Annotated in this window: 24 protein-coding genes and 1 tRNA gene; 9 read left to right on the top strand and 16 right to left on the bottom strand. The window is 64.2% G+C overall.

All coding sequences use genetic code 11. The annotated features are described in order from the left end of the window. Window positions 1-114 precede the first annotated feature (114 nt). The 4 genes from CEQ44_RS19575 to CEQ44_RS19560 all read left to right on the top strand — a co-directional run bounded on the left by CEQ44_RS19575 (window position 115) and on the right by CEQ44_RS19560 (window position 3,834). Entirely contained in the window at window positions 115-1,116 is a 1,002-nt protein-coding gene (locus CEQ44_RS19575) for an NAD-dependent epimerase/dehydratase family protein (RefSeq protein WP_088185205.1), read from the top strand. Window positions 1,117-1,466: 350 nt separating this feature from the next. After that, window positions 1,467-2,426 (top strand): SIS domain-containing protein, encoded by a 960-nt coding sequence (locus CEQ44_RS19570; protein WP_088185204.1) that lies wholly within the window; start codon window positions 1,467-1,469, stop codon window positions 2,424-2,426. Further along, window positions 2,423-3,232: a 3-deoxy-manno-octulosonate cytidylyltransferase gene (gene kdsB, locus CEQ44_RS19565; protein ID WP_088185203.1), complete on the top strand. Its 810-nt coding sequence runs from the start codon at window positions 2,423-2,425 to the stop codon at window positions 3,230-3,232. The genes CEQ44_RS19570 and kdsB overlap by 4 nt, the downstream gene beginning before the upstream one ends. 11 nt (window positions 3,233-3,243) lie before the next feature. Then, complete coding sequence (locus CEQ44_RS19560) at window positions 3,244-3,834, top strand: histidine phosphatase family protein (RefSeq protein ID WP_088185202.1); 591 nt, start codon at window positions 3,244-3,246, stop codon at window positions 3,832-3,834. On the opposite strand, the gene dmeF is transcribed toward CEQ44_RS19560, so the two are convergent. Both dmeF and CEQ44_RS19550 read right to left on the bottom strand, forming a co-directional pair. Next, window positions 3,831-4,826, bottom strand: a complete 996-nt coding sequence (dmeF, locus tag CEQ44_RS19555) for a CDF family Co(II)/Ni(II) efflux transporter DmeF (RefSeq protein WP_088185201.1) — start codon at window positions 4,824-4,826, stop codon at window positions 3,831-3,833. The genes CEQ44_RS19560 and dmeF overlap by 4 nt on opposite strands. 2 nt (window positions 4,827-4,828) lie before the next feature. Continuing rightward, window positions 4,829-5,101, bottom strand: coding sequence for a metal/formaldehyde-sensitive transcriptional repressor (locus CEQ44_RS19550; protein ID WP_088185200.1), 273 nt, complete (start codon window positions 5,099-5,101; stop codon window positions 4,829-4,831). Window positions 5,102-5,177: 76 nt separating this feature from the next. Between CEQ44_RS19550 and crtY the strand changes: the two genes are divergently transcribed. Genes crtY through CEQ44_RS19530 form a run of 4 tightly spaced genes read left to right on the top strand, consistent with a single transcriptional unit; the run spans window position 5,178 to window position 9,471 of the window. Continuing rightward, on the top strand, window positions 5,178-6,326 hold the full coding sequence (gene crtY / locus CEQ44_RS19545) for a lycopene beta-cyclase CrtY (RefSeq protein ID WP_088185199.1): 1,149 nt from the start codon (window positions 5,178-5,180) through the stop codon (window positions 6,324-6,326). Next, a complete protein-coding gene (locus CEQ44_RS19540; RefSeq protein WP_256960048.1) occupies window positions 6,308-7,810 on the top strand; it encodes a phytoene desaturase in 1,503 nt (500 codons plus the stop codon). The genes crtY and CEQ44_RS19540 overlap by 19 nt, the downstream gene beginning before the upstream one ends. A 25-nt stretch (window positions 7,811-7,835) precedes the next feature. Further along, window positions 7,836-8,417 carry a TIGR00730 family Rossman fold protein gene (locus CEQ44_RS19535; RefSeq protein WP_088185198.1) on the top strand — a complete coding sequence of 194 codons (582 nt, stop codon included), beginning with the start codon at window positions 7,836-7,838 and terminating at the stop codon, window positions 8,415-8,417. 55 nt (window positions 8,418-8,472) lie between these two features. Next, entirely contained in the window at window positions 8,473-9,471 is a 999-nt protein-coding gene (locus CEQ44_RS19530; protein WP_088185197.1) for a phytoene/squalene synthase family protein, read from the top strand. Between the two features lie 218 nt (window positions 9,472-9,689). On the opposite strand, the gene CEQ44_RS19525 is transcribed toward CEQ44_RS19530, so the two are convergent. The 9 genes from CEQ44_RS19525 to CEQ44_RS19490 form a co-directional block, all read right to left on the bottom strand. Beyond that, complete coding sequence (locus CEQ44_RS19525; RefSeq protein WP_088185196.1) at window positions 9,690-11,120, bottom strand: ammonium transporter; 1,431 nt, start codon at window positions 11,118-11,120, stop codon at window positions 9,690-9,692. Window positions 11,121-11,133: 13 nt separating this feature from the next. Next, complete coding sequence (locus CEQ44_RS19520) at window positions 11,134-11,472, bottom strand: P-II family nitrogen regulator (protein ID WP_004209785.1); 339 nt, start codon at window positions 11,470-11,472, stop codon at window positions 11,134-11,136. 151 nt (window positions 11,473-11,623) lie between these two features. Then, entirely contained in the window at window positions 11,624-12,199 is a 576-nt protein-coding gene (locus tag CEQ44_RS19515) for a DUF924 family protein (RefSeq protein WP_088185195.1), read from the bottom strand. A gap of 91 nt (window positions 12,200-12,290) precedes the next feature. Further along, window positions 12,291-13,733 (bottom strand): metalloprotease TldD, encoded by a 1,443-nt coding sequence (gene tldD, locus CEQ44_RS19510; protein ID WP_088185194.1) that lies wholly within the window; start codon window positions 13,731-13,733, stop codon window positions 12,291-12,293. 43 nt (window positions 13,734-13,776) lie between these two features. Beyond that, window positions 13,777-14,004, bottom strand: a complete 228-nt coding sequence (locus CEQ44_RS19505; RefSeq protein ID WP_088185193.1) for a zinc-finger domain-containing protein — start codon at window positions 14,002-14,004, stop codon at window positions 13,777-13,779. 46 nt (window positions 14,005-14,050) lie between these two features. Then, a complete protein-coding gene (locus CEQ44_RS24105) occupies window positions 14,051-14,230 on the bottom strand; it encodes a hypothetical protein (protein WP_140419375.1) in 180 nt (59 codons plus the stop codon). A gap of 103 nt (window positions 14,231-14,333) precedes the next feature. After that, a tRNA-Val gene (locus CEQ44_RS19500) sits at window positions 14,334-14,409 on the bottom strand. 60 nt (window positions 14,410-14,469) lie between these two features. Further along, entirely contained in the window at window positions 14,470-15,489 is a 1,020-nt protein-coding gene (locus tag CEQ44_RS19495; protein WP_373443269.1) for a MarR family transcriptional regulator, read from the bottom strand. Window positions 15,490-15,724: 235 nt separating this feature from the next. Next, complete coding sequence (locus tag CEQ44_RS19490; protein ID WP_088185191.1) at window positions 15,725-16,588, bottom strand: D-amino-acid transaminase; 864 nt, start codon at window positions 16,586-16,588, stop codon at window positions 15,725-15,727. Between the two features lie 468 nt (window positions 16,589-17,056). On the opposite strand from CEQ44_RS19490, the gene CEQ44_RS24555 reads away from it, so the two are divergent. Further along, complete coding sequence (locus CEQ44_RS24555; RefSeq protein WP_176400395.1) at window positions 17,057-17,233, top strand: hypothetical protein; 177 nt, start codon at window positions 17,057-17,059, stop codon at window positions 17,231-17,233. Window positions 17,234-17,346: 113 nt separating this feature from the next. On the opposite strand, the gene CEQ44_RS19485 is transcribed toward CEQ44_RS24555, so the two are convergent. From CEQ44_RS19485 to CEQ44_RS19465, 5 genes are all read right to left on the bottom strand, one after another. Next, a complete protein-coding gene (locus tag CEQ44_RS19485; protein WP_179212572.1) occupies window positions 17,347-17,637 on the bottom strand; it encodes a GIY-YIG nuclease family protein in 291 nt (96 codons plus the stop codon). 370 nt (window positions 17,638-18,007) lie between these two features. Then, on the bottom strand, window positions 18,008-19,033 hold the full coding sequence (locus tag CEQ44_RS19480; RefSeq protein WP_088201808.1) for an IS110 family transposase: 1,026 nt from the start codon (window positions 19,031-19,033) through the stop codon (window positions 18,008-18,010). A 132-nt stretch (window positions 19,034-19,165) separates the two neighbouring features. Further along, window positions 19,166-20,689 carry an RNA polymerase factor sigma-54 gene (gene rpoN / locus CEQ44_RS19475; protein WP_088185505.1) on the bottom strand — a complete coding sequence of 508 codons (1,524 nt, stop codon included), beginning with the start codon at window positions 20,687-20,689 and terminating at the stop codon, window positions 19,166-19,168. 45 nt (window positions 20,690-20,734) lie between these two features. Beyond that, window positions 20,735-21,505 carry an LPS export ABC transporter ATP-binding protein gene (gene lptB, locus CEQ44_RS19470; RefSeq protein ID WP_373438227.1) on the bottom strand — a complete coding sequence of 257 codons (771 nt, stop codon included), beginning with the start codon at window positions 21,503-21,505 and terminating at the stop codon, window positions 20,735-20,737. Between the two features lie 118 nt (window positions 21,506-21,623). Beyond that, window positions 21,624-23,429, bottom strand: coding sequence for a tetratricopeptide repeat-containing sulfotransferase family protein (locus CEQ44_RS19465; protein WP_254913655.1), 1,806 nt, complete (start codon window positions 23,427-23,429; stop codon window positions 21,624-21,626). Between the last annotated feature and the right edge of the window lie 54 nt (window positions 23,430-23,483).

Raw genomic sequence — 23,483 nt, 5'->3', positions numbered from 1 at the left:
AAAGCCTAGGCATGGCCGATCGGCTTGCGGCGGATCAGGGCTTTACAAGCCGTGCCACATTGTCCGAGACGGGGCAGGGGCCGCGTATCCGCACCCAGGCCGAAAGAGAAATGCATGACCATCCTCGTTACCGGAGCTGCCGGATTTATCGGCATGCATGTCGCCGACCGGCTGCTGGCGCAGGGCCATGCCGTGGTCGGCATCGATAATATGAACGATTATTATCCGGTGTCGCTGAAACGCGCCAGGATCGCGCATTTGCGGGCGGCCCATGGTCGGCTCTTCACCTTCCACGAACTGGATTTCGCGGACCTCGACGCGCTGCACGCCGCCCTGGCCGATCAGGTGATAGAGGCGATCGTCCATCTCGGCGCGCAGGCCGGGGTGCGCTATTCGCTCATCAATCCCCATGCCTATGTCCGTTCCAACCTGGCCGGCCATGTCAACATGCTGGAACTGGCGCGGGAACGGCGGGTGCGGCACCTGGTCTACGCGTCCTCATCCTCGGTCTATGGCGGCAACGACACGTTACCCTTCCGGGTCGAGGACCGCGCCGATCATCCCGTCTCGCTCTATGCCGCGACCAAGCGGGCCGATGAACTGATGAGCGAAACCTATGCCCATCTCTTCCGCATTCCCATGACCGGCCTGCGTTTCTTCACCGTTTACGGCCCCTGGGGCCGCCCCGACATGGCGATGTGGATCTTCACCGCCAAGATCCTGGCGGGCGAACCGATCCCGGTGTTCAACCATGGCCGGATGCAGCGCGACTTCACCTATATCGACGATATCGTCAATGGCATCATAGGCTGCCTGGATCATCCGCCTGCCGATGACGGCGCGGTCAAGGCAGGGGGCAGTCGCGCGCCGCACCGGCTCTACAATATCGGCAACAACCGGCCAGAGGAACTGATGCACCTGATCGCCGTGTTGGAAGATGCGCTGGGTCATAAGGCACAGATCGACTTCCAGCCGATGCAGCCGGGCGACGTTCCGGCCACCTATGCAGATATCAGCGCGATCTCGCAGGATATTGGTTTCGCTCCCACAACGGGAATCGAATCGGGCGTGCCGCGATTCGTGCAATGGTATCGCGACTATCATATGATCCGATGACGGCCTGCATGGTACGCATCAGAAATAGGATATGGTTCCACGGCTTGTCGCCGTAAATCATCAGTTCACCTTGTAACCGACAGGTTTAACTGTCGGGGAGTGCTGCGAATTTTCTTTCGCAGTTGCAAAATGGATTGCCATAAGTGCCTGAAACAGCGTAAGCCATGATCCGATGCTGGTTGCAAAACCAGCTAGGGGTCGCGGAACTAGGGAAAGACGACGCATCGAATACGATGGTTCGTCGCCGTTGATCCGGTCGGACAATCCGGCTGCGAGAAAGCGGATAAAAGGGCAAACGCGTGTCGACACCAGCTTCAAAGATCGTACCGTTCGGCTCCGGCGGCCGTATCGTGGAGACTGCCTGCCGCAGTCTCTCGATCGCAGCTTTCGGGCTCAATGCGTTGGAGGCCAAATTCTCCGAACGCGAATTCGCCGCCACTTTCCTGCGCGTGATCGGCGTCATCATGAAGGTGCGTGGTCGCGTCATCGTCACCGGCATCGGCAAGAGCGGCATCGTCGCTCGGAAAATGACAGCCACCCTCACCTCTACCGGCACGCCCGCCATTTTCCTGCACCCTGCGGATGCCGGTCATGGTGACCTTGGCATGGTGACCCCGGACGACGCCGTGTTGATGCTGTCCCATTCGGGCGAATCGACAGAGCTTGGTCCGATCATTCATTATTGCAAGCGCTTCGCCATTCCGCTGGTGGCCATCACCGCCCAGCCCAACAGCACCGTCGCGATGGCGGCCGACATGTGCGTGGTGATGCCGGAAGTGGAAGAAGCCTGCCCTAATTCGCTCGCCCCCACCACATCGACCACGGTGCAAATGGCGCTGGGCGATGCGCTGGCGATCTCGTTGATGGAAATGCGCGGTTTCTCCGCCGATGATTTCCACAAATTCCACCCCAATGGCCGGCTCGGCGCGCAGTTGGTCAAGGTGCGTGAACTCATGGCCACCGGCGACGACGTGCCGATGGTGCAGGAAGATGCCTCGCTGCTGGACGCCACGATCGAAATGACGCGCGCCCGCCTGGGTGGCACCGCGATCGTCGATCGCAACGGCCGGCTGATCGGCGCCTTTACCGATGGCGACCTGCGCCGTACCGTAACCGGCAAGCAGAACCTGACCGAGGCGGTGGGCCGCTCCATGACGCTGAAGCCGCTGGCCGTCGGTCCCGACGAACTTGCGTCGGAAGCGATGCGCCTGATGCATGAACGCAACATCATGCTACTCTTCGTCTGCGAAAATGGTCGCCTGATCGGTGCGGTCCATATGCATGACCTGCTCCACGCCGGGGTTGCCTGAGCCTTCTCGTCGTCATTCCCGCGCGGGCGGGTTCGTCCCGGCTACCGCGCAAGCCGCTTCGCCTCATCGCGGGACGGACGCTGCTGCATCGCACGATTGCGATGGCGCGGGCGGCGATCGGTGCCCGTGCGGACGTCGCCCTGACCGTCGCCACCGATGATGATGCGATCGCCGACCATGCCCGCGCTGTGGGCTGTGATGCGGTGATGACCGACAGTGCGATCGCCACCGGATCGGGCCGTGCGCTCGCCGCCGCGCAGGCGCAACCCGCGTCCCCGCGCTTCGTCGTCAATCTTCAGGGCGATTCGCCCTTCCAGCCGGAAGGCGCGCTGGGCGCAGTGATCGCCGCGCTGCAGAATGGCGCGCCGGTCGCCACCCCGGTCATCGCGCTCGATTGGCCCGCGCTCGATGCGCTGCGGGACCATAAGACGCGCTCGCCCTTCAGCGGCACGACCTGCGCCCGCGCGCCAGATGGCCGCGCGCTCTGGTTTTCCAAGACGATCATTCCGGCGATCCGCCATGAGGACAAACTGCGCGAAACCGATCCCCGATCCCCCGTCTGGCGGCATGTCGGCCTCTATGGCTATGCGATCGAGGCGCTGCAACGGTTTGAGGCCTGCCCGCCGACGCTATTGGAAAATCTGGAGGGGTTGGAGCAGTTGCGCCTGCTCGAACTGGGCATCCCGGTCATGACCGTCGCCGTCGATCCGCCGCGTTTCGACAGCAGCGGCATCGATACGGAGGCCGACATCAGCCGGGTCGAGGCGCTGATCGCCCTTTATGGCGATCCCACCCCGCCGCTCTGATCGCCGCCGCCATGCGTCGCCTGTTCATCATCCGCCACGGCAATACTTTCGCCAGCAGCGCAGACGCTTGCCGCGTGGGCGCCCGTACCGATATTCCGTTGGTGGAAAGCGGTCATGCCCAGGCGGATCGGCTGGGCGACTGGTTCGCACGTCAGGCGTTGCCGATCGATCGTCTCCTCACCAGTCCGCTGCTGCGCGCCTGTCAAACGGCCGATCGCATCGCCGCGGCGACCGGCCATGCCGCCGATGGCACGCGCGACTGGTTGGGGGAGGTCGACCATGGCCCCGACGAAGGGCGGCCGGAGGCCGAAGTGCTGGCCCGCATTGGCGCGCAGGCGCTCGCCGACTGGGACGAACGCGCCATCGCGCCCGACGGCTGGATCGTGGATGCCGAAGCCCGCATTGCCGCCTGGCGCACCTTCCTGGCAGAGGGCGGAGCCGGCATCGACCTGCTCGTCACCAGTAACGGCGCAGCGCGCTTTGCCCTGATCGCCGCCGGTCTGCCAATGGGCGCGCTCAAATTGCGCACCGGCGCCTTTGGCGAACTGGCCGTCGATCGGAGCGGGGCGGTGATGCTGGTCCGCTGGGATGAACGGCCTTAGCCGCACTCTACCGTCACATGCTCCATGCGGGGCAGGGCGCGCACCCGATGGCGCACTGCCGCACCATCTGCGCCTGGCGCCAGGCTCAGGATCGCGGCGTGGGCGTGCGGGCCAATGCGCCAAACGTGGAGGTCGCGAATGATCGCACCCTCGGCCTCCGCCTCCCGCTGCACCAGCGCCATCAGCGCCGGTTCCGCGGTGTCCAGCAGGATCGCGGCGGTATCTTTCATCAAGCCCCAGGCCCAGCGCGCGATCACCACCGCGCCCAACAGGCCGACGGCCGGGTCCATCCACCACCAGCCCAGATAGCGCCCGGCCAGCAAAGCGCCGATCGCCAGTACCGACGTCAGCGCGTCGGTCAGCACATGCACATAGGCGGCGCGCAGATTATTGTCGGCATGGCCATGTTTGTGATCGTGACCTGGCTCGTCATGCTCGTGGTCATGGCTATGATCATGGCCCAGCAGCAGCGCGCTGATGATGTTGATGATTAGTCCCACGACCGCGACCAGCGTCGCCTCGCCAAAGGCGACATGAATGGGCTGGAACAGGCGCATGCCCGATTCGACCGCGATGAACAGGGCGGTGACGCCCAGCAGCAGCGCAGAGGCAAAGCCCGACAGATCGCCTACCTTGCCGGTGCCGAATGTATAGCGCGGATTGCGCGCATGGCGCTTGGCATAGCCATAGGCCGCCGCTGCCACCGCCAGCGCGCCGGCATGGGTCGCCATATGGAATCCGTCCGCCAGCAGCGCCATCGATCCGGTCATCCAGCCGGCGGCAATCTCCACCACCATCGTCGCCGCGGTCAGCCAAACGACCCACATTGTCCGCTTGGCATTCTGATCATGCCCGGCCGACAGATAGATATGGTCGAAATAATGGCTTTCCTCGCCGTCGTCGGACATGCCGACTGGACCGGGGCGCGCGCCATGATCGGCATCATCATGCCCGTGATGGCCATGGCCACTATGCTGGTGATCGTTGTGCATCTCTACTTCCCATAACGGCGGATCAGTGCCAGCATTTCCTCGGTTGCGGCTTGGCGGGCCGCGTCGGACAGGCCCGGTCGGGCGACATGCTCGCGCATATGCTGCTCGATCAGTTCCTCCATCAGGCTGCCGACCGCGCCACGCACCGACGCCACCAGTTGCAACGTCTCGGAACAGCCCGCATCGCCGGACAATTGCCGCTCCACCGCGGCAACCTGTCCTGCGATCCGGCGTATCCGCGCCAGCAATTTATCCCGATCCGCAACAATATGCATAGGGTACTCCCCTATACTATATTCGCGATAAAACCAAGGGTGGATCAAAATGCGACGCTCCCCTATCACCGTGGCCATGACGAGCGATCTGGACTGCGACCTGGCGATCATCGGCGGCGGCTTGGCGGGCGGCCTGATCGCGCTCGCCTTCGCCGCGTTGCGGCCAGAGGTGCGGCTGCTGCTGGTCGAACAGGGCGCGCGGCCCGGCGGCAACCATATCTGGTCCTTCTTCGACGGCGACGTCGCGCCCGCCGATCGCTGGCTCGTCGATCCGCTCGTCGCCCATCGCTGGCCGCAGGGTCATGCAGTGCGCTTTCCCGGGCATGCGCGGGATCTGGCTACGCCTTATAATAGCGTTTCAACTGTCCAACTCGCCGTCGCACTCGAACGCACATTGGGCGACCGGCTGCTGACCGGAACGACGGTGCAAAAGGTCGGCCCGCAGTCGGTCAAACTAGCTGACCACTGCACAATCCGGTCATCCGCCGTCATCGATGCTCGCGGGGCAGGGGACCTGTCAGCCCTGCGCTGCGGCTGGCAGAAGTTCGTCGGCCACGCGCTGCGGTGCGACGCGCCCCATGGTGTCGAGCGCCCAGTGATCATGGATGCGACCGTCGATCAGATCGACGGCTACCGTTTTATCTATCTGCTGCCCTGGGACGATCGCACCATTTTCATTGAGGATACCTATTATAGCAACACGCCCGACTTGGATGTGGCCACGCTGGACGCCCGCATCGCCGCCTATGCGCAGGCGAAGGGCTGGCAGGGCCAGGTGGTGCATCGCGAACAGGGCGTCCTCCCGGTCGTCCATGGCGGCGACTTCGATCGCTATTGGCCCAAGGATGATCCGGTCGCCCGCGCCGGCGTGCGCGCTGGGTTGTTCCAGCCGATGACAGGCTATTCCTTGCCCGACGCCGTGCGATTCGCGCGCTGGCTGGCCGATCAGCCGCTCGATGGCCTGCCCGCGGCGACCCGCGCCCATGCCAAGGCGCATTGGCGGCGCGGCGGCTATTATCGGCTTCTTGGCAAGATGCTGTTCGGCGCCGCGGTCCCCGACCAGCGCTGGCGCATCTTCGCCCGCTTCTACCGCCTGCGCGCCGACCTGATCCAGCGCTTCTACGCCGGCCGTTCTTCGCCGACTGACCGTTTGCGCATCTTGTGCGGACGCCCGCCTGTACCCATAAGGGACGCCATGCGAACATTATGGAACCCGCCCGCCTGATGACCAACAGGACAGCGATCGTCATCGGCGCAGGCTTTGGCGGCCTGGCGCTGGCCATCCGCCTGCAATCCGCCGGCATTGACACCACCCTGGTCGAAGGACGCGATCGCCCCGGCGGGCGCGCTTACATGTGGGAGAAAGACGGCTTCACTTTTGACGCCGGTCCCACCGTCATTACCGATCCCGATTGCCTGAACGAATTATGGCGACTTTCGGGGCATGACATGGCGCAGGACGTCACCCTGATGCCCGTATCGCCCTTCTACCGGCTCAACTGGCGCGACGGCACCAATTTCGATTACAGCAATGACGAACCCGCGCTGCGCGCCGAAATCGCCAAGCTCGATCCGGGCGATGTCGCGGGCTACGACCGTTTCTGCGACTATGCTGCTGGCGTCTTTGAAGAGGGCTATCGCAAGCTCGGCTCGGTCGCCTTCCTCGACTTCGCCTCGATGATTAAAGCCGCGCCGTCGCTGGCGAAATATCAGGCCTGGCGCTCGGTCTATTCGGTCGTTTCCAGCTATGTGAAGAATGAAAAGCTGCGTGAGGCGCTCTCCTTCCACACGCTTTTGGTCGGCGGCAATCCGATGAAGACCAGCGCCATCTACGCCCTGATCCACAAGCTGGAGAAGGATGGCGGGGTCTGGTTCGCAAAGGGTGGCACCAATCGGCTGGTCCAGGGCATGGCGACGCATTTCGAGCGGCTGGGCGGCACGTTGCGTTTGGGCGACGCCGTCACCCGGATCGAAACCTATGGCGACGAGGCGACCGCGGTCCACACCGCATCGGGCTGGCGCGGGGAGGCGGACGCCATCGCTACCAATGCGGACCTGATGCACAGCTATCGCGACCTGCTGGGCCATCATCCCCGTGGGCAGAAGCAGGGCGAAAAGCTGGCCAATAAGCGCTGGTCGCCCAGCCTGTTCGTCCTCCATTTCGGTATCAAGGGCAGTTGGCCCGGCATCCCGCACCACATGATCCTGTTCGGCCCGCGCTATGAAGGGCTGCTCACCGACATCTACGATCATGGCGTGCTGCCGCAGGATTTCTCGCTCTACCTCCATCACCCGACCGTCACCGATCCGTCGATGGCGCCGGATGGCCATTCGACCTTCTATGCGCTCGCCCCGGTGCCGCATATGGGCAAGCTGCCGATCGACTGGGACCAGTTCGGCCCGGCCTATGCCGAGCGGATATTGGACGAAATCCAGCACCGCCTGATCCCCGACATCCGATCGCGCATCGTCACCCAGTTCCATTATGCGCCAAGCGACTTCGGCCGGGATTTGAACGCCCATATGGGCAGCGCCTTCAGCCTGGAGCCGCTGTTGACCCAGAGCGCCTGGTTCCGTGCGCATAATCGCGACGATGTCATTCCCAATCTCTATCTGGTAGGGGCCGGCACCCATCCCGGCGCGGGCATCCCTGGCGTGGTGGGCAGCGCCAAGGCGACCGCGGCGCTGATGCTGGACGATTTGAAATAGGGGCTTAGGCCCACGGACGGAAGTAATGAAGAGACTGGCAGTCTATTGCGGATCGGCGACCCCCGCCGACCTGACCTATATCGACGCGGCGCGCCATGTCGGCCGCACCTTGGCGGAGCGCGGCATCGGCGTCGTTTACGGTGGGGGGCGCTTGGGCCTGATGGGCGCGGTGGCGGACGCGGCGCTGGAGGCGGGCGGTGAGGTGATCGGCGTTATTCCCGAAGCGCTGGTCGGCGCGGAGGTCGCCCATCGCGGCTGCACGGAGTTGCACGTCGTCCAGACGATGCACCAACGCAAGCAGCTCTTCACCGACTTGTCCGACGGCTTCGTTACGCTGCCGGGCGGCGTCGGCACGATGGACGAATTATGGGAAGCGATCAGCTGGGCGCAGCTCGGCTATCATAGCAAGCCCGTCGGCCTGCTCAACGTCGCGGGTTTCTACGACCAACTCATCGCCTTCAACCGGCAGATGGTGGAGGCCGGATTCATCCGCGCCCAGCATGCCGGGATCATGATCCATGCCGATGGCATCGACGCGCTGGTCGACGCCATGGCCGCCTACCAGCCGCATGAGACGATCTTCGCGATGAAGGCGGATCGGCTCTGAAATTATAGTTCCCCTCCCGCTTGCGGGAGGGGTTAGGGGAGGGCATGTCCTGCCTATGGACCTAACAGACCTTCCCCCGATCCTTGGCCGGAGTTACGTGCCGCCGGCCAACGCAGGCGGGAGGGGAGAATTAGTCGCCCATGCCCGCGACAGCATAGCGCGCGGTTCCAAATCCTTCGCCATGGCCTCCAAGCTGTTCGACCGGCAAACCCGCGAGCGCGCCTGGCTGCTCTATGCCTGGTGCCGCAAGTGCGACGACATCGCCGACGGACAGGATCATGGCGGCACATTGCAGGGCGTGACCGATGGGCAGGCGCGCCTCTCAACTATCCGTGTCCTGACCGACATGGCGCTGCGCGGGGAGCCGACCGGCGATCCAGCCTTTGACGGTTTCGGCGTCGTGATGCGGGAATGCGCCATCCCCGAGCGCTATGCCCATGATCTGATAGAGGGGTTCGCGCTCGACGCCCGCGACTGGCGTCCGCGGAGCGAAGCCGACATGCTGCTCTATTGCTATCATGTCGCAGGCACGGTCGGTTGCATGATGGCGGTGCTGATGGGGGTCGATCCCGGCGACCGCGCGACGCTCGATCGCGCCTGCGACCTGGGCCTCGCCTTCCAGCTGGCCAATATCGCGCGCGACATCAGTGAGGATGAGGCGGCTGACCGTTGCTATCTTCCCCAGGAGTGGCTGGCCGAGATGGATATCCCGCCGGGCGAGCATATGAAGCCATGGGCACGGCCGCGGCTGGCGATCCTGGCCCGCAGGATGGCGGACATGGCCGCCGCCTATGAGGACAGTGCGCGCCACGGCACCGGCGCCTTGCCGTCCCGCGCTGCCTGGGCGGTGCTGGCGGCCGCCGGCATCTATGGCGACATCGCCCGCGAAGTCGCGCGCCGCGGCGAGCAGGCGTGGGACCATCGTGTTGTCACGGCCAAGCGCGAAAAGCTGGGCTGGGTAGCGCGGGCGGCGGTCCAGGTGATCGGCCGCGCCCGGCGTTGGCCGGCGGATGCACCGCGCTCCACATCCCTTTGGACCCGCCCCAAGATCTGAAATAGGGGGCCATGCGGCAGAATCTCGGAGGATAGCGGCTCCTTGGCTCTGCGCCTCTGCGCGAACTTTTCCTGACGCACGACATCGGTCGATGTGGCCATACCGGCGCGCGCATAAAAATAGGGCCGGTACTTTCGTACCGACCCCAAGGCATGTTCGCAGGAGGAACAAGGTGAGGCGGGCGGCCCTTGCCCGACAGGCGGGCCGCCCTGCCGATCTCAGTAGTTGTAGGCGCGTTCGCCATGGCTGGAGAGGTCGAGACCCTCCTGCTCGGCGTCGGCGCTCGGACGCAGACCGATGGTCTTGTCGATCACGAAGAAGAGGATCGCGCTCAGCACGCCGGAGTAAACCAGGGTGAAGAGGACGGCCTTGATCTGGATGACGACCTGGTTCCCGATCGAGTAGCTGCTGGCGTCGAAGGCGGCGGGGAAGACGGTGTAGTCGAACACGCCCTGGCCACCCAGCGCCGGCGATGCGACGATGCCAGTGGCGATAGCGCCAACGATGCCGCCGACGCAATGGACGCCGAACACGTCCAGGCTGTCGTCATAGCCCAGCTTGCCCTTCACGAAGGCCACGAACAGATAGCAGATCGGCGAGACGACGAAGCCCAGCACGATCGAGGTCATCGGCGCGCCCAGGCCAGCGGCCGGGGTGATGGCGACCAGGCCGGCAACCGCACCGGTCACGGCGCCCAGCAGCGAAGCCTTGCCATGATGGAACTGTTCGACCAGCGCCCAGCTTACGGCCGCCGCGCAGGTGGCGACCATGGTGTTGATGAAGGCGACGCCAGTGACGCCATTGGCTTCCAGGTTGGAGCCAGCGTTGAAGCCGAACCAGCCGACCCACAGCAGGCTCGCGCCGATCATGGTCATGGTCAGCGAGTGCGGCGCCATCGATTCCTTGGGGAAGCCGATGCGTTTGCCGATGATGAGGCAGCCCACCAGGCCCGCGATGCCCGCGTTGATGTGAACGACAGTGCCGCCAGCAAAGTCCAGAGCGCCCCAGCCCCAGAGCAAGCCGGAATCGGTCGATGCGTCAGCCAGGAAGTCCGGGCCGGCCCAATACCATACCATGTGCGCCATCGGGAAATAGACGACCGTGAGCCAGGCGACCACGAACACGATCAGCGCCGAGAATTTCACGCGTTCGGCAAAGGCGCCGACGATGAGGGCCGGGGTGATCATGGCGAAGGTCATCTGGAACACCACGAACACCAGTTCGGGGATATAGACATTGTTGCTGAAGGTCGCGGCGGACGTGGTGCCATCGACGCCCATCAGGAACGCCTTGGACAGGCCACCGAAGAAGTGGTTGTCGCCACCGCTGGTGAAGGCGATGGAATAGCCCCAGCAGCACCAGACCAGGCCGGCCACCGAAACGATCATGAACACCTGCATCAGGACGCTCAGCATATTCTTCGTGCGGACCAGGCCGCCATAAAAGAGTGCGAGGCCGGGGATAGACATCATCAGCACGAGAGCGGCCGAGATCAGCATCCAGGCGACGTCGCCCTTGTTGACCATGCCAGCCATGGCGGCGGCGTCCGGCGCCTTGACCGGGCCAGCGGCGGCAAGCGCCGGAGACGCGGCGAGCAGGGACAGGCCTATCGCCCCCGCAACCCCGCAAAGTTTCTTGGAAAAGGTCATTATTTCCCCCTTCTTACAGCGCGGTTTCGCCGGTCTCGCCGGTGCGGATGCGCACGGCCTGACCGACATCGAGGACGAAGATCTTGCCATCGCCGATGGCGCCCGAATTGGCGGCCGCCTGGGTCGCTTCGACCACGCGCGGGGCGAGGTCGTCGTCGCAGACTACCTCGATCTTGATCTTCGGGACCATATTCGTCGAATATTCGGCGCCGCGGTAGATTTCGGTCTGCCCCTTTTGGCGGCCGAAGCCCTTCACTTCGCTGACCGTCATTCCTGCGATGCCGAGCGAGGAGAGTGCCTCGCGGACATCGTCAAGCTTGAACGGCTTGATGATAGCCATGACAAGTTTCATGTCGCCCCCTGTTATTGGTGTGCGGGGACTACTCAGCAAGAGGCGTGCCAATATGCTAAAGGCGCGTTAATGCGGGCTTGGGTCGCGACGGACTATGGTGCAGCGCCGAAAAAATGGGCAGCGGACGATGGCTGCCCAAAAAATGGGCAGTTTACCAGCCCGCACCTTCTGCCGCCGCCTCTGCCTCTTCAGGCCGCGTTTCGCGGCCAAGCGCGGCGTTGCGATGCGGAAAACGGCCGAAGCGGGCGATGGTTGCATGGTGCTGGCGCGCAAAATCGAGCCACCGTTCATCGCCCGCCCCGTCGAACAAGCTCAGCGACAATGTCTGATCCTCGATCGCTTCGCTATGCTGAAAGGGCATGTAGAAGAACAGCCGACCCGCGCCGCCGATCTGAATATCATAGCCCTGGGCGATCGCGCCACGCGCTACCTCTCGCGCCAATGCGTCCGTGGCGAAGGCCTGCGCGGTGCCGCGAAACATGTTGCGCGGCATCTGGTCGAACAGCAGAACCGCCGCGAGCGCATCATCGGCCCGGTTGAGAAAAGTTTCAGCCGACAGGATTTGCTTGTCCTGCCACAATTGATGATAGCCGATTGTGCATTGCCGATCCAGCGACCGGTCATGGCGCCACCAGCCCGCCTCGCCCACTTGATTGAACCAGAAATCAAGCAGCGCCGCGGCCCAATCGGCCGTCACTGCATCATGGCTGTCGGTCAACATGTTCATACAGAACCAATGACGGACGGCCGTCCCGGTTCCGGCCACTCATGGCCGCGAAAGGCTCCGGCCGCCGCATCGACGGCCGGGGGCGCGCCTGTCAGGTCGCCGTGCCGCCCACCGTCAGGCCTTCCATCAGCAGCGTTGGCTGGCCTACGCCTGCCGGCACGCTCTGCCCGCCCTTGCCGCACATGCCGATGCCTTCGTCCAGCGCCCAGTCGTTACCGATGCCGACCACCTTGGTCAGCGCCGTCGGCCCGTCGCCGATCAGGGTCGCGCCCTTGATCGGGTCGGTAAGCCGGCCATTCTCCACCTTATAGGCTTCGGTGCAGGAGAAGACGAACTTGCCCGACACGATATCGACCTGTCCGCCGCCGAAGCTCTTGGCGAAGATGCCCGACTTCATGCGACTGAGCAGTTCGGCCGGATCATCCTGCCCGCCCTTGATGAAAGTGTTGGTCATGCGCGGCATGGGCGCATGGGCATAGCTTTCGCGGCGGCCGTTGCCGGTGGGCGCGACGCCCATCAGCCGCGCGTTCAGGCGATCCTGCATATAGCCCTTGAGGATGCCGTCCTCGATCAGGATATTTTCCTGCGTCGGCGTGCCTTCGTCATCAATGGAGAGCGAGCCGCGGCGATTGAGGATGCTGCCATCATCGACCACAGTGACGCCGGGCGCTGCTACGCGCTGGCCGACACGGCCTGAAAAAGCACTGGTGCCCTTGCGATTGAAATCGCCTTCCAGACCGTGGCCGATCGCCTCATGCACCAGCACGCCGGGCCAGCCGGGGCCGAGCAACACGGTCATTTCGCCTGCCGGGGCGGCGATGGATCGCATATTCACCTGTGCCTGGGCCAGCGCTTCGTCGATGGCGCGGTTCCACACGGCGCGGTCCATCACCTCGTCATAGAGATAGCGCCCGCCCACCCCGAACACACCGGTTTCGCGGCGGCCATTTTCCTCCAATATGATGGAAACGTTCAGACGCACAAGCGGACGGATGTCGGTCGCGGTGAAGCCGTCGGCGCGGACGATCTCAACGACCGACCAACTGCCGGCCAGGTTGACCGATACCTGCGCGACGCGCGGATCGCAGGCGCGGGCAGCGGCGTCGATCTCGGCACATAGCTGCACCTTTTCGGCGAAGGGGACGATCTCCAGCGGATTGGCGTCGGTGTAAAGGTGGCGATTGGTGCGCTGGGGCGGCGGCGCGGGCGGGCTATTGGCCGGGTCCAACAGCGCAAGTGTTTGCGCCGCCTTGCGGATCGCCGCCTCGCTAATGTCATTGGCGTGGGCGAAGCCGGTCATCTCGCCCGATACGCCACGCAGGCCAAAGCCCGCGTCCGTTGAATAATCGGCGGTCTTGAGGCGACCGTCGTCGAGGCCGAAGCTCTCGCTCGCCCGATATTGCAGATAGAGTTCGCCGTCGTCGCAGGCCTTCAACGCCTCGGCGGTCAGGCGGCGTGCGCCATCGGGATCGAGCAAGCCGGGACGATAGAGCAGGCCGCGGGCGTCGGTGAACAGGGGAGCGATGTCGGTCATGCCCTTGATATAGGAGCACCCGCCGACAAGCCCAATGGAAATTTTAGAGGCTGGCGCCCGATGCGATGTCGGGCTTGTTTGCGACGTCACCATTGTCCGCTGCGCCGCCGATCAACACGAAGCGCCGATCGCAATAGCCGCAATCGACATAGCCATGTTCGTCGATCTCCAGGAAAATGCGCGGATGGCCAAGCGCGGCGGGGATGTCGCCACTACCGTCGCAGGACACGCGGGACTTGGAGACTCGGAGGATTTCGGGCGGTTGGATCATGGGATGCGGGATTAGCAGCGGCTGCGCTGCGCCGCAATATCCGCCATCACATCAATGGCGGATGATGACATGTGCGGGGTATATGGTCGCTCGGCGCGGTTAATGCGGCGGCCATCACCGCCAGCGGCGACAGCATCAGCAAAAGGGGCATGATCGTGCCGCTGAAAAAGGCTGCAAATGGCATACCGTAACGGTGGCGTATCGATGCTTGCTGCACGATGAACATTACGGTTGCGGATCGTATCGGGTTGGGTGTCGGGAAGCTCTCCGCTTAGCTCCGGGAGTTCCGTCGGAAGCCATCCCCAAGATGGCTTCTTTATCGGCGAAACTGGTGGGCGATGACGGGCTCGAACCGCCGACATTCTCGGTGTAAACGAGACGCTCTACCAACTGAGCTAATCGCCCCCGTTCGGGAGAGCGCCTATCTACGGCAAAAAGCGCGCCGGTCAAGGGTGGAAGGCGCAGTCAGACGCTGCGCAGGCGGCGGGTGACGCCGAACCAGCGAATGAGCGCGTCGGCGGCTTCCTGCGCTAGGGCGATAAAGACGCGGCGGCCGTCATGCGGATCGGCCTGCCGCTCCACCAAGCCCTTGTCCGTGAGCGTGCGAATCCAGCGCAGTGCGGTGGTCGGCGGCACGGCGGCGGCGATGCAGAGGCTCGACACAGATACCCGCTCATGCTCCAGCCGCGCGGCGAGCAGGTCCAGCATCATGTCCCACGCCGGATCGGCGAACAGGTCGCCGGGCAGGAAATCCGCACGAAGACGCCGCGCGCGCAGCAGGTCGCGGACCTGGGCCGCAGTGATGGCGGGCGCGGCTTTTTCCACAGGCTGCAACGGCGCGCCGATCGGGGCCAGGGCGGGCATCCCGATATAGTCGCTCGGTCGGTCAGATATGCGCGGGCCAAGATCGAAGCTGGGCGTCGCCATCCGCGTCCGCTCCGTCAGCGCGTCCAGCGTGCGGGCGAGGCGGCCGACCTCCTCGCTCAATTGCTGGAGCCGGGCGCCTTCCCGATCGACTTCATGGACATGGCCGACGACCGGCCGATGCTCGCCCGCGGCGACCAGCGCCGCGGCCAGTTCGGTACGGTCGGGATCGCAGAGCAGTTGCGTGTGCGGACTGCGCAGGCAGGCGAAGGCGAGTTCCACCGTGTCCCACCCGGCGACCAGGATCACCGCCATGCCGGTCTGGATCGCCTGGGTTTCGAGTTGCACCAGTAGCCGTTCCAGCAGCGGCGTCATGGTCGGGCAGAAGAACAGGACCGTGTCGCACTGTGCCTGAAGGTCGAGCCGGACCGGGGCGTCGGCCAGGGCGGCAACGCCAAGCAAGCGGAAGCCCGCCGCGGCGGCCACCGCCGCCAGATCGGCCGCATCCATATGGTCCGCGATCACCAGTAGGCTAGCACGCTCGTCGCGCGGCGACAGCGGCAGGGCCTGGCCCGTGACGGGCTGGCTGGCCAGGGGTTGGGCGTACGAGAAATCTTCCATCATGATCCGAATCCTGTTCTACCTTCGTTCTTGAGAATAAAGCAAGAACGGATCGTTTCAGCCCCATAAAATGGCCATATTGGAGAGGGTCTGGAGCAATCCCCTCATAGGACCGCGCACCACGCCTGGTTCGCTCGCTCCTTCATCCAGCTTGCCCCCATTTTGCCACCGAAATGATGGGATCTTCCTATCCTACCAGGAAAAGATGAAGCTCCCTCCATTATGGAGTCATTCGTCAGACCCCCGTCGCGCGGGCGAAATCGATGTAGAGCGCGCGCAGTCGCATCGCGACTGGGCCGGGCATGCCGTCGCCCACCGGCTGCCTGTCGATCCGCACCACCGACAGGCACAGGGTCGAGGCGCTGGTGATGAAGGCCTCCTTCGCGGCCAAGGCTTCGGCGACGGTGAAGGGGCGGCGGATGACGGCTATGCCGCTTTCCTGCGCCAGCGCGGTTAGCGCCGCGCCGGTGCAGCCGGCCAGCACCGATCGGCTGTAGGGGCGGGTAACGATGCCTTCGTCGGTGACGATGACGGCGGTGGACGATGCGCCTTCGGTGACAAAGCCGTCCTCGACCATCCAGGCTTCCTGCGCGCCGGCCTCCTTGGCGGCCTGTTTCGCCATCGCCTGGGCAAGCAGGCCAACGCTCTTGATGTCGCGCCGCGCCCAGCGCAGGTCGGGCATGGTGGCGACCGCGATGCCGGTGCCGACCGCAGGGACATTCAGGAAAGGCTTGTCCTGGACGAACATGAAGAGCGTCGGTTGCAGGCTGGTCGGGGCGATGAAGTCGCGGGTCGTGTCCGCGCCGCGGGTGATCTGGAGATAGACGAGGCCCTCGCTCAGGCCATTGCGGGCGACCAGTTGCTTCTGCGCCGCCTCGATCGCGTCGAGGGTAAGCGGCAGGCCGATGCCGATCGCGGCGGTGGAGCGCTCCAGCCGGGCGAGATGGCTGGCGCTGTCGACCAGCCTGCCGTCGATTACGGCCGCCACTTCATAAATACCGTCCGCGAACAGAAAGCCGCGATCGAGCGGGGAGATACGGACGTCTTCGAGCGGCAGGAAGCGGCCGTTGAGATAGGCGATGGCGGCGGAGGGGGACATGGGGCGGGTGCGATCCTTATGGCGTGAGTTTTGCGGGTGCCTTTGCCGGACGGGTCTTTGGGGTCAAGGGGTGAAGGGCAAGGACCGTCGCGGCAGGGTCACGCATCGAAGTTCACACCGTTACAGAGGTTTTGTGGGGGTGACGGATGGAGAATATGGCGGAAAACCGTGAGTGACGGCGAAGGCAAGGCCACGGTCAGGCCTCTCCCAGGCCACGCCCACGTATCGGGCGTGCGTCACTTGCGTCACGTCCACGCGCCGGTGACGCGCCATGTAGGTCACGGGGTGTGAGTTGGGGCAGCAGGAGGCAGGGCGCGGTTGCATCCCATGGGGTAGATCAGAGAAAATCCTACATTGGAAGTATCGGTTGGGGGATATCGAAGTGAAGGGAGGGCGCGCGGTTACCGTTGCTAAGCGTAGTTCTGATATCTAATACCGGGCATTCTCTGAGCGGATGAGGTAGGATTGATGAAGGGGCTTAATCACTATCCCTATTGGATCCGTGCGATGGTGGGTTTTGTGCTTTTGGCCGCATCGGTGGCCGTTCGTGTCCGATACGGTAACGACAGAAGTATATTCAGCTTCATGTTGGTTATCGCCGCCGTCGGCATATTTTTGCCTGAACGAAAACGCCCTGCCGATTGACAGTGCCTGACTGCAAACGGACCAAAGATGGACATTGAAATATGTCGTGGAATTGCCTGAGAGCGGCCATTTCCCCCAACCGTCACCCCAGCGAAGGCTGGGGTCTCAGGCGGTCAAAGGATAACGTCTGACATATCCAGCCAACCTGGATTGCTTTCTTCTACAAGCCGGATTTTCCATTCACGTTTCCAGGCTTTGAGCGCCTTCTCTCGGGTGATAGCGAGCGTGATGTCATCATGTGGTTCGACCAGAACAAGGCGCGTCAGTCCGTATTTCTTGCAAAAGGTAGAGCCGGTGCCATTGCGATGTTGTTCTGCGCGCGCTGCGATGTTGGCTGTGCCGCCGATATAGAGAATGCCCCTCGGCTTGTTGGTCATGATGTAGGTGTAGCCGCCTCGCGCCATGTCCTACCGTAGCGCGTCGCCGCCTGAGACCCCAGCCTTCGCTGGGGTGACGGTGAATTTTATGTCCGCTTTACGGCACCTGCACTCGTGAACCCGACAGTCCGCTACCCATCTGTGGACGCCCCGCGCGACGCAAGCGGTAATTTGGAGTATTTGGCGCGTAGTCGGATGCTGCCATCTGTCCGGCCTCTGATGCAGCGATGAAGGCTGCGGGCCCGTATGGGAGTTCGCGGATCGGAACCACATCACCCTAAGCGTGCTGATGAAGCACGGTGGTTAGCCCTGGTTCTTCCGACCCCGTCTCGCCGACTGTTGTGCCATACCCTCCTTCGACCGACTTACGCCCCGACGACCTCTGGTCCGCTTTGGCTTACGCCGCCGCTGCGACCGGAGCAGTGTAATCCTCATTCTTCATCATGAGCGCCCAGACGATGCGCGCTGTCTTGTTAGCGAGCGCCACTGTTACGAGCATGCGTGGCTTGCGCGCCATCATCTGCTCCAGCCATGATCCCTTGGGCGCGCCCCGCTTGCTCGCCTGCAACACCACGGCGCTGCTGCCGATGATCAGCAACCGCCTGAGCGTTCGCTCGCCCATCTTTGAGATCGAACCCAGCTTCTGCTTGCCGCCCGTCGAGTGCTGCCGCGGCGTGAGGCCGACCCATGCGGCAAAGTCACGTCCCTTGGCGAAGGTGCCCGACGGCGGCGCAAGCGCCAGGATGGCAGTTGCCGTGATCGGACCGATGCCCGGGATCGTCATGAGCCGGCGTGCGAGAGCATCTTCGCGCGAACGGCGCACAATCTCCTTGTCGAGTGCGGCGATCTGCCGGTCGAGCATCGCCAGGCTGTCGAGCAGAAGCATGCAGACCGATCGCACGCCCTGGGGAACAGCCAATGGATCGGCGAGCAGCGCGGCAAGCTTTTCCAGATGGGCCAGCCCCTTGGGCGCGATCCAGCCATACTCGGTCATATGGCCGCGCAGGGCATTGCTGATCTGGGTCCGCTGCCGCACCAACAGGTCACGGCCCCGGAACACCATTGCCGCCGCCTGCTGCTCCTCTGTCTTCACCGGCACGAACCGCATGCTTGGTCGCTGGGCCGCCTCGCAGATCGCCTCGGCATCGGCCGCATCGTTCTTCTGACGCTTCACGAACGGCTTCACATAGGCCGGCGCAATCAACCGCACATCATGGCCCAGCTTGAGCAACTCGCGCGCCCAGTGATGCGCGCCGCCGCATGCTTCCAGAACTACCTGGCAACGCGGCTGTGCTGCGAAAAACGGCAACAGCTTCGCTCGGCTGATCTTCTTGCGAAGAAGCACATGGCCCGACACATCTACACCGTGCGCATGAAAAACATGCTTGGCGATATCCAACCCGATTATGCTAACTTCTGACATGGACGCCTCCCTCAAGTGGTGTTCAACACCTCCACTTTGGCACATCGATACCGTCGGGGGGCGTCCACCCCATCACCCAAGTCAGCCGCCAACCAGCGTCGTCGCTTAACTCGCAGCGAACAGCTTCCAGCTCTACGCCGCCTTCCCCTTCAACGCCTTCTGCCGCCGCCTTTGCACCGACGAGCCGATCCCCAGCGCCTCGCGATATTTGGCGACGGTGCGGCGGGCTATGTCCATGCCTTTGGCGCGGAGCAGGTCGACCAGCGTGTCGTCGGACAGGATCGCCTGCGGGTCTTCGGCACCGATCAGCGCCTTGATGTGGCTCTTGACCGCTTCCGCCGAGACCGAGCCGCCATCGCCGCCCGATGACGACACGCCGCTGGTGAAGAAATATTTGAGTTCGTAGAGGCCGCGCGGGCAGGACAGATATTTGTTGGAGGTCACGCGGCTGACGGTGCTTTCGTGCATCCCGATCGTGTCGGCCACCGCGCGCAGCGTCAGGGGCTTCAAATGCGCGACGCCCTGCTGGAAAAAGGCCTCCTGCGTGCGCACGATCTCGCTCGCCACCTTGATGATTGTCTTTTGCCGCTGGTCCAGCGCCTTGACCAGCCAGTTGGCGCTGGCGAGGCAGTCGGCGAGCCAGGCCTTGGCGCTCTTGTCCTGCGGCCCGGTGGACAGTTCGACATAATAGCTGCGGTTGATGAGGACGCGGGGCAGGGTGGCGCTGTTGATCTCGATCGCCCAGCCGTCATGGGTCGGCCGCACGAAAAGGTCGGGCGTGACCGGCGCGGCGCGGTCATTGGCGAAGCGCAGGCCGGGTTTGGGATCATAACCGCGCAATTCGGCGATCATGTCTGCCATATCCTCCTCGTCCACGCCGCAGATACGGCGCAACTGGGGCAGCGCGCCCTTGGCCAGCAGGTCGAGATTGGCGAGCAGCCTCGCCATGCAGGGATCGTGGCGGTCGGCCTCCTTCGCCTGGAGCGCGAGACATTCGGCCAGTGAGCGCGCCCCGACGCCGGTGGGATCGAATGTGTGTATGACGCCCAGTACCCGCTCGACGTCGAACAGGGGGACGCCGAGGCCATGGGCGGTCTGGAGCAGGTTCGCTTCCAGATAGCCGGCCTCGCTGATCTGGCCGATGAGTTGGGTGGCGATGAACAGGTCCATGCCTGTGCACGCGGCGCGGGCCTGCCCCATCAGATGTTCCTGAAGGCCGATGTCGGGGGCGGCGAAACTGTCGAAATCGGGCGCGTCCTCGCTATAGCTGCCCGACAGCGCGTCCATGCCGCCGCCGCCGGTGCCATGGGCGTCGGCCATGCGATCGCCAGGGCCGTCATCGATGAAGCTGCCTGCGCCATGATCGACGTCGAGCGGGCTGTCTGCGCCGCCCAGTCCTTGCGCGATCAGCGAGTCGCTGGCGCCGGTTTCGGCGGAGAGGGTGGGGGTGTCGATCGTCCGGTCGATGCCGTCGGGGGCGGTCGGGCCGTCGTCGCCGCTTGCATGTTCGAGCAGCGGGTTCTTTTCCAGTTCGCCCGCGACGAAGGCTTCGATTTCCAGATTGGACAGCGCCAGCAGCTTGATCGCCTGCTGGAGCTGGGGCGTCATGACGAGCGACTGGCTCTGCCGAATGTCGAGGCGCGGGCCGAGCGCCATTATCGCGCTCCCCGATCATAAAGGAGAGTGCGCCCTGTCTTCATGTCAAAGCTGGAAATTCTCGCCCAGATAGAGGCGGCGGACGTCGGCATTGGCGACCAGTTCGGTGGGATTGCCCGCGAACAGCACCTGGCCGTCATAGATGATACAGGCGCGGTCGACGATTTCCAGCGTCTCGCGCACATTATGGTCGGTGATGAGCACGCCGATGCCGCGCGTCTTCAAATCCTTCACCAGATCGCGAATGTCGGCGATCGAAAGCGGATCGATGCCCGCGAACGGCTCGTCCAGCAGTACGATCGAGGGGTTGGCGGCCAGCGCGCGGGCGATTTCGCAGCGACGGCGTTCGCCGCCCGACAGCGCCATCGCAGCCGAATCGCGCAGGCGGATGAGGCCGAACTCGCTGAGCAACTGTTCCAGCCGGGCGGCGCGCGCGGCCTTGTCCGGCTCGGCCTGCTCCAGCACCGCGCTGATATTCTGCGCTACGGTCATGCCGCGGAAGATCGACGTTTCCTGCGGCAGATAGCCCAGCCCCAGGATCGCGCGGCGATACATGGGCAGGTTGGTGATATCCTGCCCGTCCAGCACGATGCGGCCATGGTCGGGGCGGACAAGGCCCATGACCGAATAGAAGCAGGTGGTCTTGCCCGCGCCATTGGGGCCGAGCAGGCCGACGACCTCGCCCTTGCCCACGGTCAGCGACACGTCGGACAGGACGACGCGCTTGTCATAGCTTTTGGCGATCGAAATGACCGACAGGCCGTCGCTTACTTCCTGCGGGATTTGCGGACGTTGCTTCGTCCGTTCCGGGGTCATCAGGTCGTCCATGCATCTTGTCCTTGCAGCCGTTCGACTAAGCTTTCCTTAAATTTCGGAACGCGTAGGGCGGTTGGCAAGCTTTGTGCATGGGATTGGCGTTGGGGCAAGGGGAAAATTAGCTGTCCCAGTCGGTCAGCGCCGGTCCCAGCGCCGTTTCCAGCGGCCCCAACCAGGGGGCGAAGCGCTGCCAGTGATCGACCCCGTCCGTGAAGATGGGCTGGCGCACCTGTTCGCTGCTGGCGGTCCGCACCGCGCGCTTGTTGGTCCAGAAAGCGAGGCAGGCATCCTCGAACGGCAGATCCAGATAGGCGAGCAGGCGCGCAACTTCGCCCGGCGTGTCGGCGACCATATGTTCGTAGAGAACGCGATGGACCTGGCCGGGCGCGGCGGCGTCGAAGGCGGCCATCAATTCCACATAATCGCGATAATAGAGGCCGATGTCGGTCAGGTCGTAGCTAAACGCCTGGCCGCGGGCGAAATGCTGTTTCCAGGCTGAAAAGCCGCAGGCCATCGGATGGCGGCGCGCGTCGATGATACGGGCGTTGGGCAGGATCAGCCGGATCAGGCCGACATGCTGCCAATTATTGGGCATCTTATCGATGAAATGCGGCCGGTCGGTCTGCCGATGGACGCGCGTGCGATCGATATATTCCTCGCCCAAGCGCAGCCGGTCGGCGGGGGTGAGGGCCGCGATCATCGCGGCGAAATCGGGAAATTCGCCATCGTCCACGCGCGATTGCAGGCGGCCGGCGATCATCATCATCTCCGGCAGTTCCATCGTGCCTTCGATCCTGCTGTGGCTGGAGAGGATCTGTTCGACCAGCGTCGATCCCGCGCGCGGCAGGCCCACGATGAAGATCGGATCGGGGGCCAAGCAGCCGCCTGCGCCCTGGACGGCGATGAAGGCGCTGGTGAAGGTGCCGCGCGCCGCCGAGACTTCGGCGGAAAATTCGGCGGCGTCGTGGCGGATCATCGTGCGGCGCAGGCGGTTACCCTGGTCGTAATGGTCAAAGGCGGCTGCGTCTTCGCCCGCATCCTCCAGCGCCTTGCCCAGCGAGAAATGGAGGTGGAAGATATCCTCCTGCCGGGTCGCGACGTCGGGCGCGAGGGTGGCGAGCGCGCGGTCCATCGTCGCGATGTCGGCGGCGTCCAACTTGACGGTCTTGAGGTTGGCCAGGCTCCACCAGGCTTCGCCCATGGTCGGTTGATGCGCCACCGCCTGGCGATAGGCATGGACGGCGTCGGCCTGTCGCCCCAAAGTCTTGAGCGCATGCCCCAGATTTTGCCAGACTTGCGGCTGGTCTGGCTTGAGGGCGAGCAGATGTTCGTAGATCGCCCGCGCGCCGTCCTGATCGCCCAGCCGCACCAGCACGGAGGCGCGGATCAGGTCGTAGCCGGGATGCTTCATCGGCGAGGCGGCGAGGATGTCGGCATGGGCCAGCGCCTCGGTCAGCCGGTTGTTCTGGAGCAGCAGGCGGATGAGGAAATCGCGCGCCAGGTCGAAGCCGGGGGCGAGGGCGACGGCGCGTTCGACCAGCGCCAGCGCCGCGCTCATGTCGCCGCGCCGCCACTGGATTTCGCCGGCCATGCGGATGGCGGGGGCATCGTCGCGCGCCGCCAGCCGCGCGTCGGCGGCGTCGAGATCGCCTGCGTGCATCGCCATCGCCGCTTCGAGCAAGTTGCGGTCGCGGGATGAGGCGTGGACGCCGGACAGGTCGGCGCGCCAGGCGTCTTCGTCCCGCCCGGCCTTGCGCAACTGCGCGGCGAGCAGGAACCAGCCGGGGGCCAGGGCGGGCTGTTGCCGCAACAGGCTTTCCAGCAGTGGGATGGCTCTGGCGTGATCGCCGGCCGCAATGGCGGCCTGCGCCGATGCCAAGGAAGAGAGAGGCGGTCGGGCGGTGACGGTAGAAGCAGCGGTCATCGTCTGTCCTATTTCCTTTCGGCCTTGCAGCATGACCGCGATTTTGCGGCAGCG

This window comes from Sphingobium sp. Z007 (assembly GCF_900013425.1).
Classification (GTDB): Bacteria; Pseudomonadota; Alphaproteobacteria; order Sphingomonadales; family Sphingomonadaceae; genus Sphingobium.
This window is presented reverse-complemented; position numbering and strand designations above follow the sequence as displayed.

Excerpts from the sequence above, each read along its gene's own strand:
- CEQ44_RS19485 (WP_179212572.1), bottom strand. The coding sequence starts at position 17,637 with ATGGCGCGAGGCGGCTACACCTACATCATGACCAACAAGCCGAGGGGC.
- dmeF (WP_088185201.1), bottom strand. The coding sequence starts at position 4,826 with ATGCACAACGATCACCAGCATAGTGGCCATGGCCATCACGGGCATGAT.
- CEQ44_RS19550 (WP_088185200.1), bottom strand. The coding sequence starts at position 5,101 with ATGCATATTGTTGCGGATCGGGATAAATTGCTGGCGCGGATACGCCGG.
- CEQ44_RS19575 (WP_088185205.1), top strand. The coding sequence starts at position 115 with ATGACCATCCTCGTTACCGGAGCTGCCGGATTTATCGGCATGCATGTC.
- CEQ44_RS19560 (WP_088185202.1), top strand. The coding sequence starts at position 3,244 with ATGCGTCGCCTGTTCATCATCCGCCACGGCAATACTTTCGCCAGCAGC.
- CEQ44_RS19535 (WP_088185198.1), top strand. The coding sequence starts at position 7,836 with ATGAAGAGACTGGCAGTCTATTGCGGATCGGCGACCCCCGCCGACCTG.
- CEQ44_RS19505 (WP_088185193.1), bottom strand. The coding sequence starts at position 14,004 with ATGATCCAACCGCCCGAAATCCTCCGAGTCTCCAAGTCCCGCGTGTCC.
- lptB (WP_373438227.1), bottom strand. The coding sequence starts at position 21,505 with ATGACCCCGGAACGGACGAAGCAACGTCCGCAAATCCCGCAGGAAGTA.
- CEQ44_RS19495 (WP_373443269.1), bottom strand. The coding sequence starts at position 15,489 with ATGGAAGATTTCTCGTACGCCCAACCCCTGGCCAGCCAGCCCGTCACG.
- CEQ44_RS24105 (WP_140419375.1), bottom strand. The coding sequence starts at position 14,230 with ATGTTCATCGTGCAGCAAGCATCGATACGCCACCGTTACGGTATGCCA.
- CEQ44_RS19480 (WP_088201808.1), bottom strand. The coding sequence starts at position 19,033 with ATGTCAGAAGTTAGCATAATCGGGTTGGATATCGCCAAGCATGTTTTT.
- CEQ44_RS24555 (WP_176400395.1), top strand. The coding sequence starts at position 17,057 with ATGAAGGGGCTTAATCACTATCCCTATTGGATCCGTGCGATGGTGGGT.
- CEQ44_RS19520 (WP_004209785.1), bottom strand. The coding sequence starts at position 11,472 with ATGAAACTTGTCATGGCTATCATCAAGCCGTTCAAGCTTGACGATGTC.
- CEQ44_RS19465 (WP_254913655.1), bottom strand. The coding sequence starts at position 23,429 with ATGACCGCTGCTTCTACCGTCACCGCCCGACCGCCTCTCTCTTCCTTG.
- tldD (WP_088185194.1), bottom strand. The coding sequence starts at position 13,733 with ATGACCGACATCGCTCCCCTGTTCACCGACGCCCGCGGCCTGCTCTAT.
- CEQ44_RS19490 (WP_088185191.1), bottom strand. The coding sequence starts at position 16,588 with ATGTCCCCCTCCGCCGCCATCGCCTATCTCAACGGCCGCTTCCTGCCG.
- rpoN (WP_088185505.1), bottom strand. The coding sequence starts at position 20,689 with ATGGCGCTCGGCCCGCGCCTCGACATTCGGCAGAGCCAGTCGCTCGTC.
- CEQ44_RS19515 (WP_088185195.1), bottom strand. The coding sequence starts at position 12,199 with ATGAACATGTTGACCGACAGCCATGATGCAGTGACGGCCGATTGGGCC.
- CEQ44_RS19525 (WP_088185196.1), bottom strand. The coding sequence starts at position 11,120 with ATGACCTTTTCCAAGAAACTTTGCGGGGTTGCGGGGGCGATAGGCCTG.
- crtY (WP_088185199.1), top strand. The coding sequence starts at position 5,178 with ATGACGAGCGATCTGGACTGCGACCTGGCGATCATCGGCGGCGGCTTG.
- CEQ44_RS19530 (WP_088185197.1), top strand. The coding sequence starts at position 8,473 with ATGGACCTAACAGACCTTCCCCCGATCCTTGGCCGGAGTTACGTGCCG.
- CEQ44_RS19540 (WP_256960048.1), top strand. The coding sequence starts at position 6,308 with ATGGAACCCGCCCGCCTGATGACCAACAGGACAGCGATCGTCATCGGC.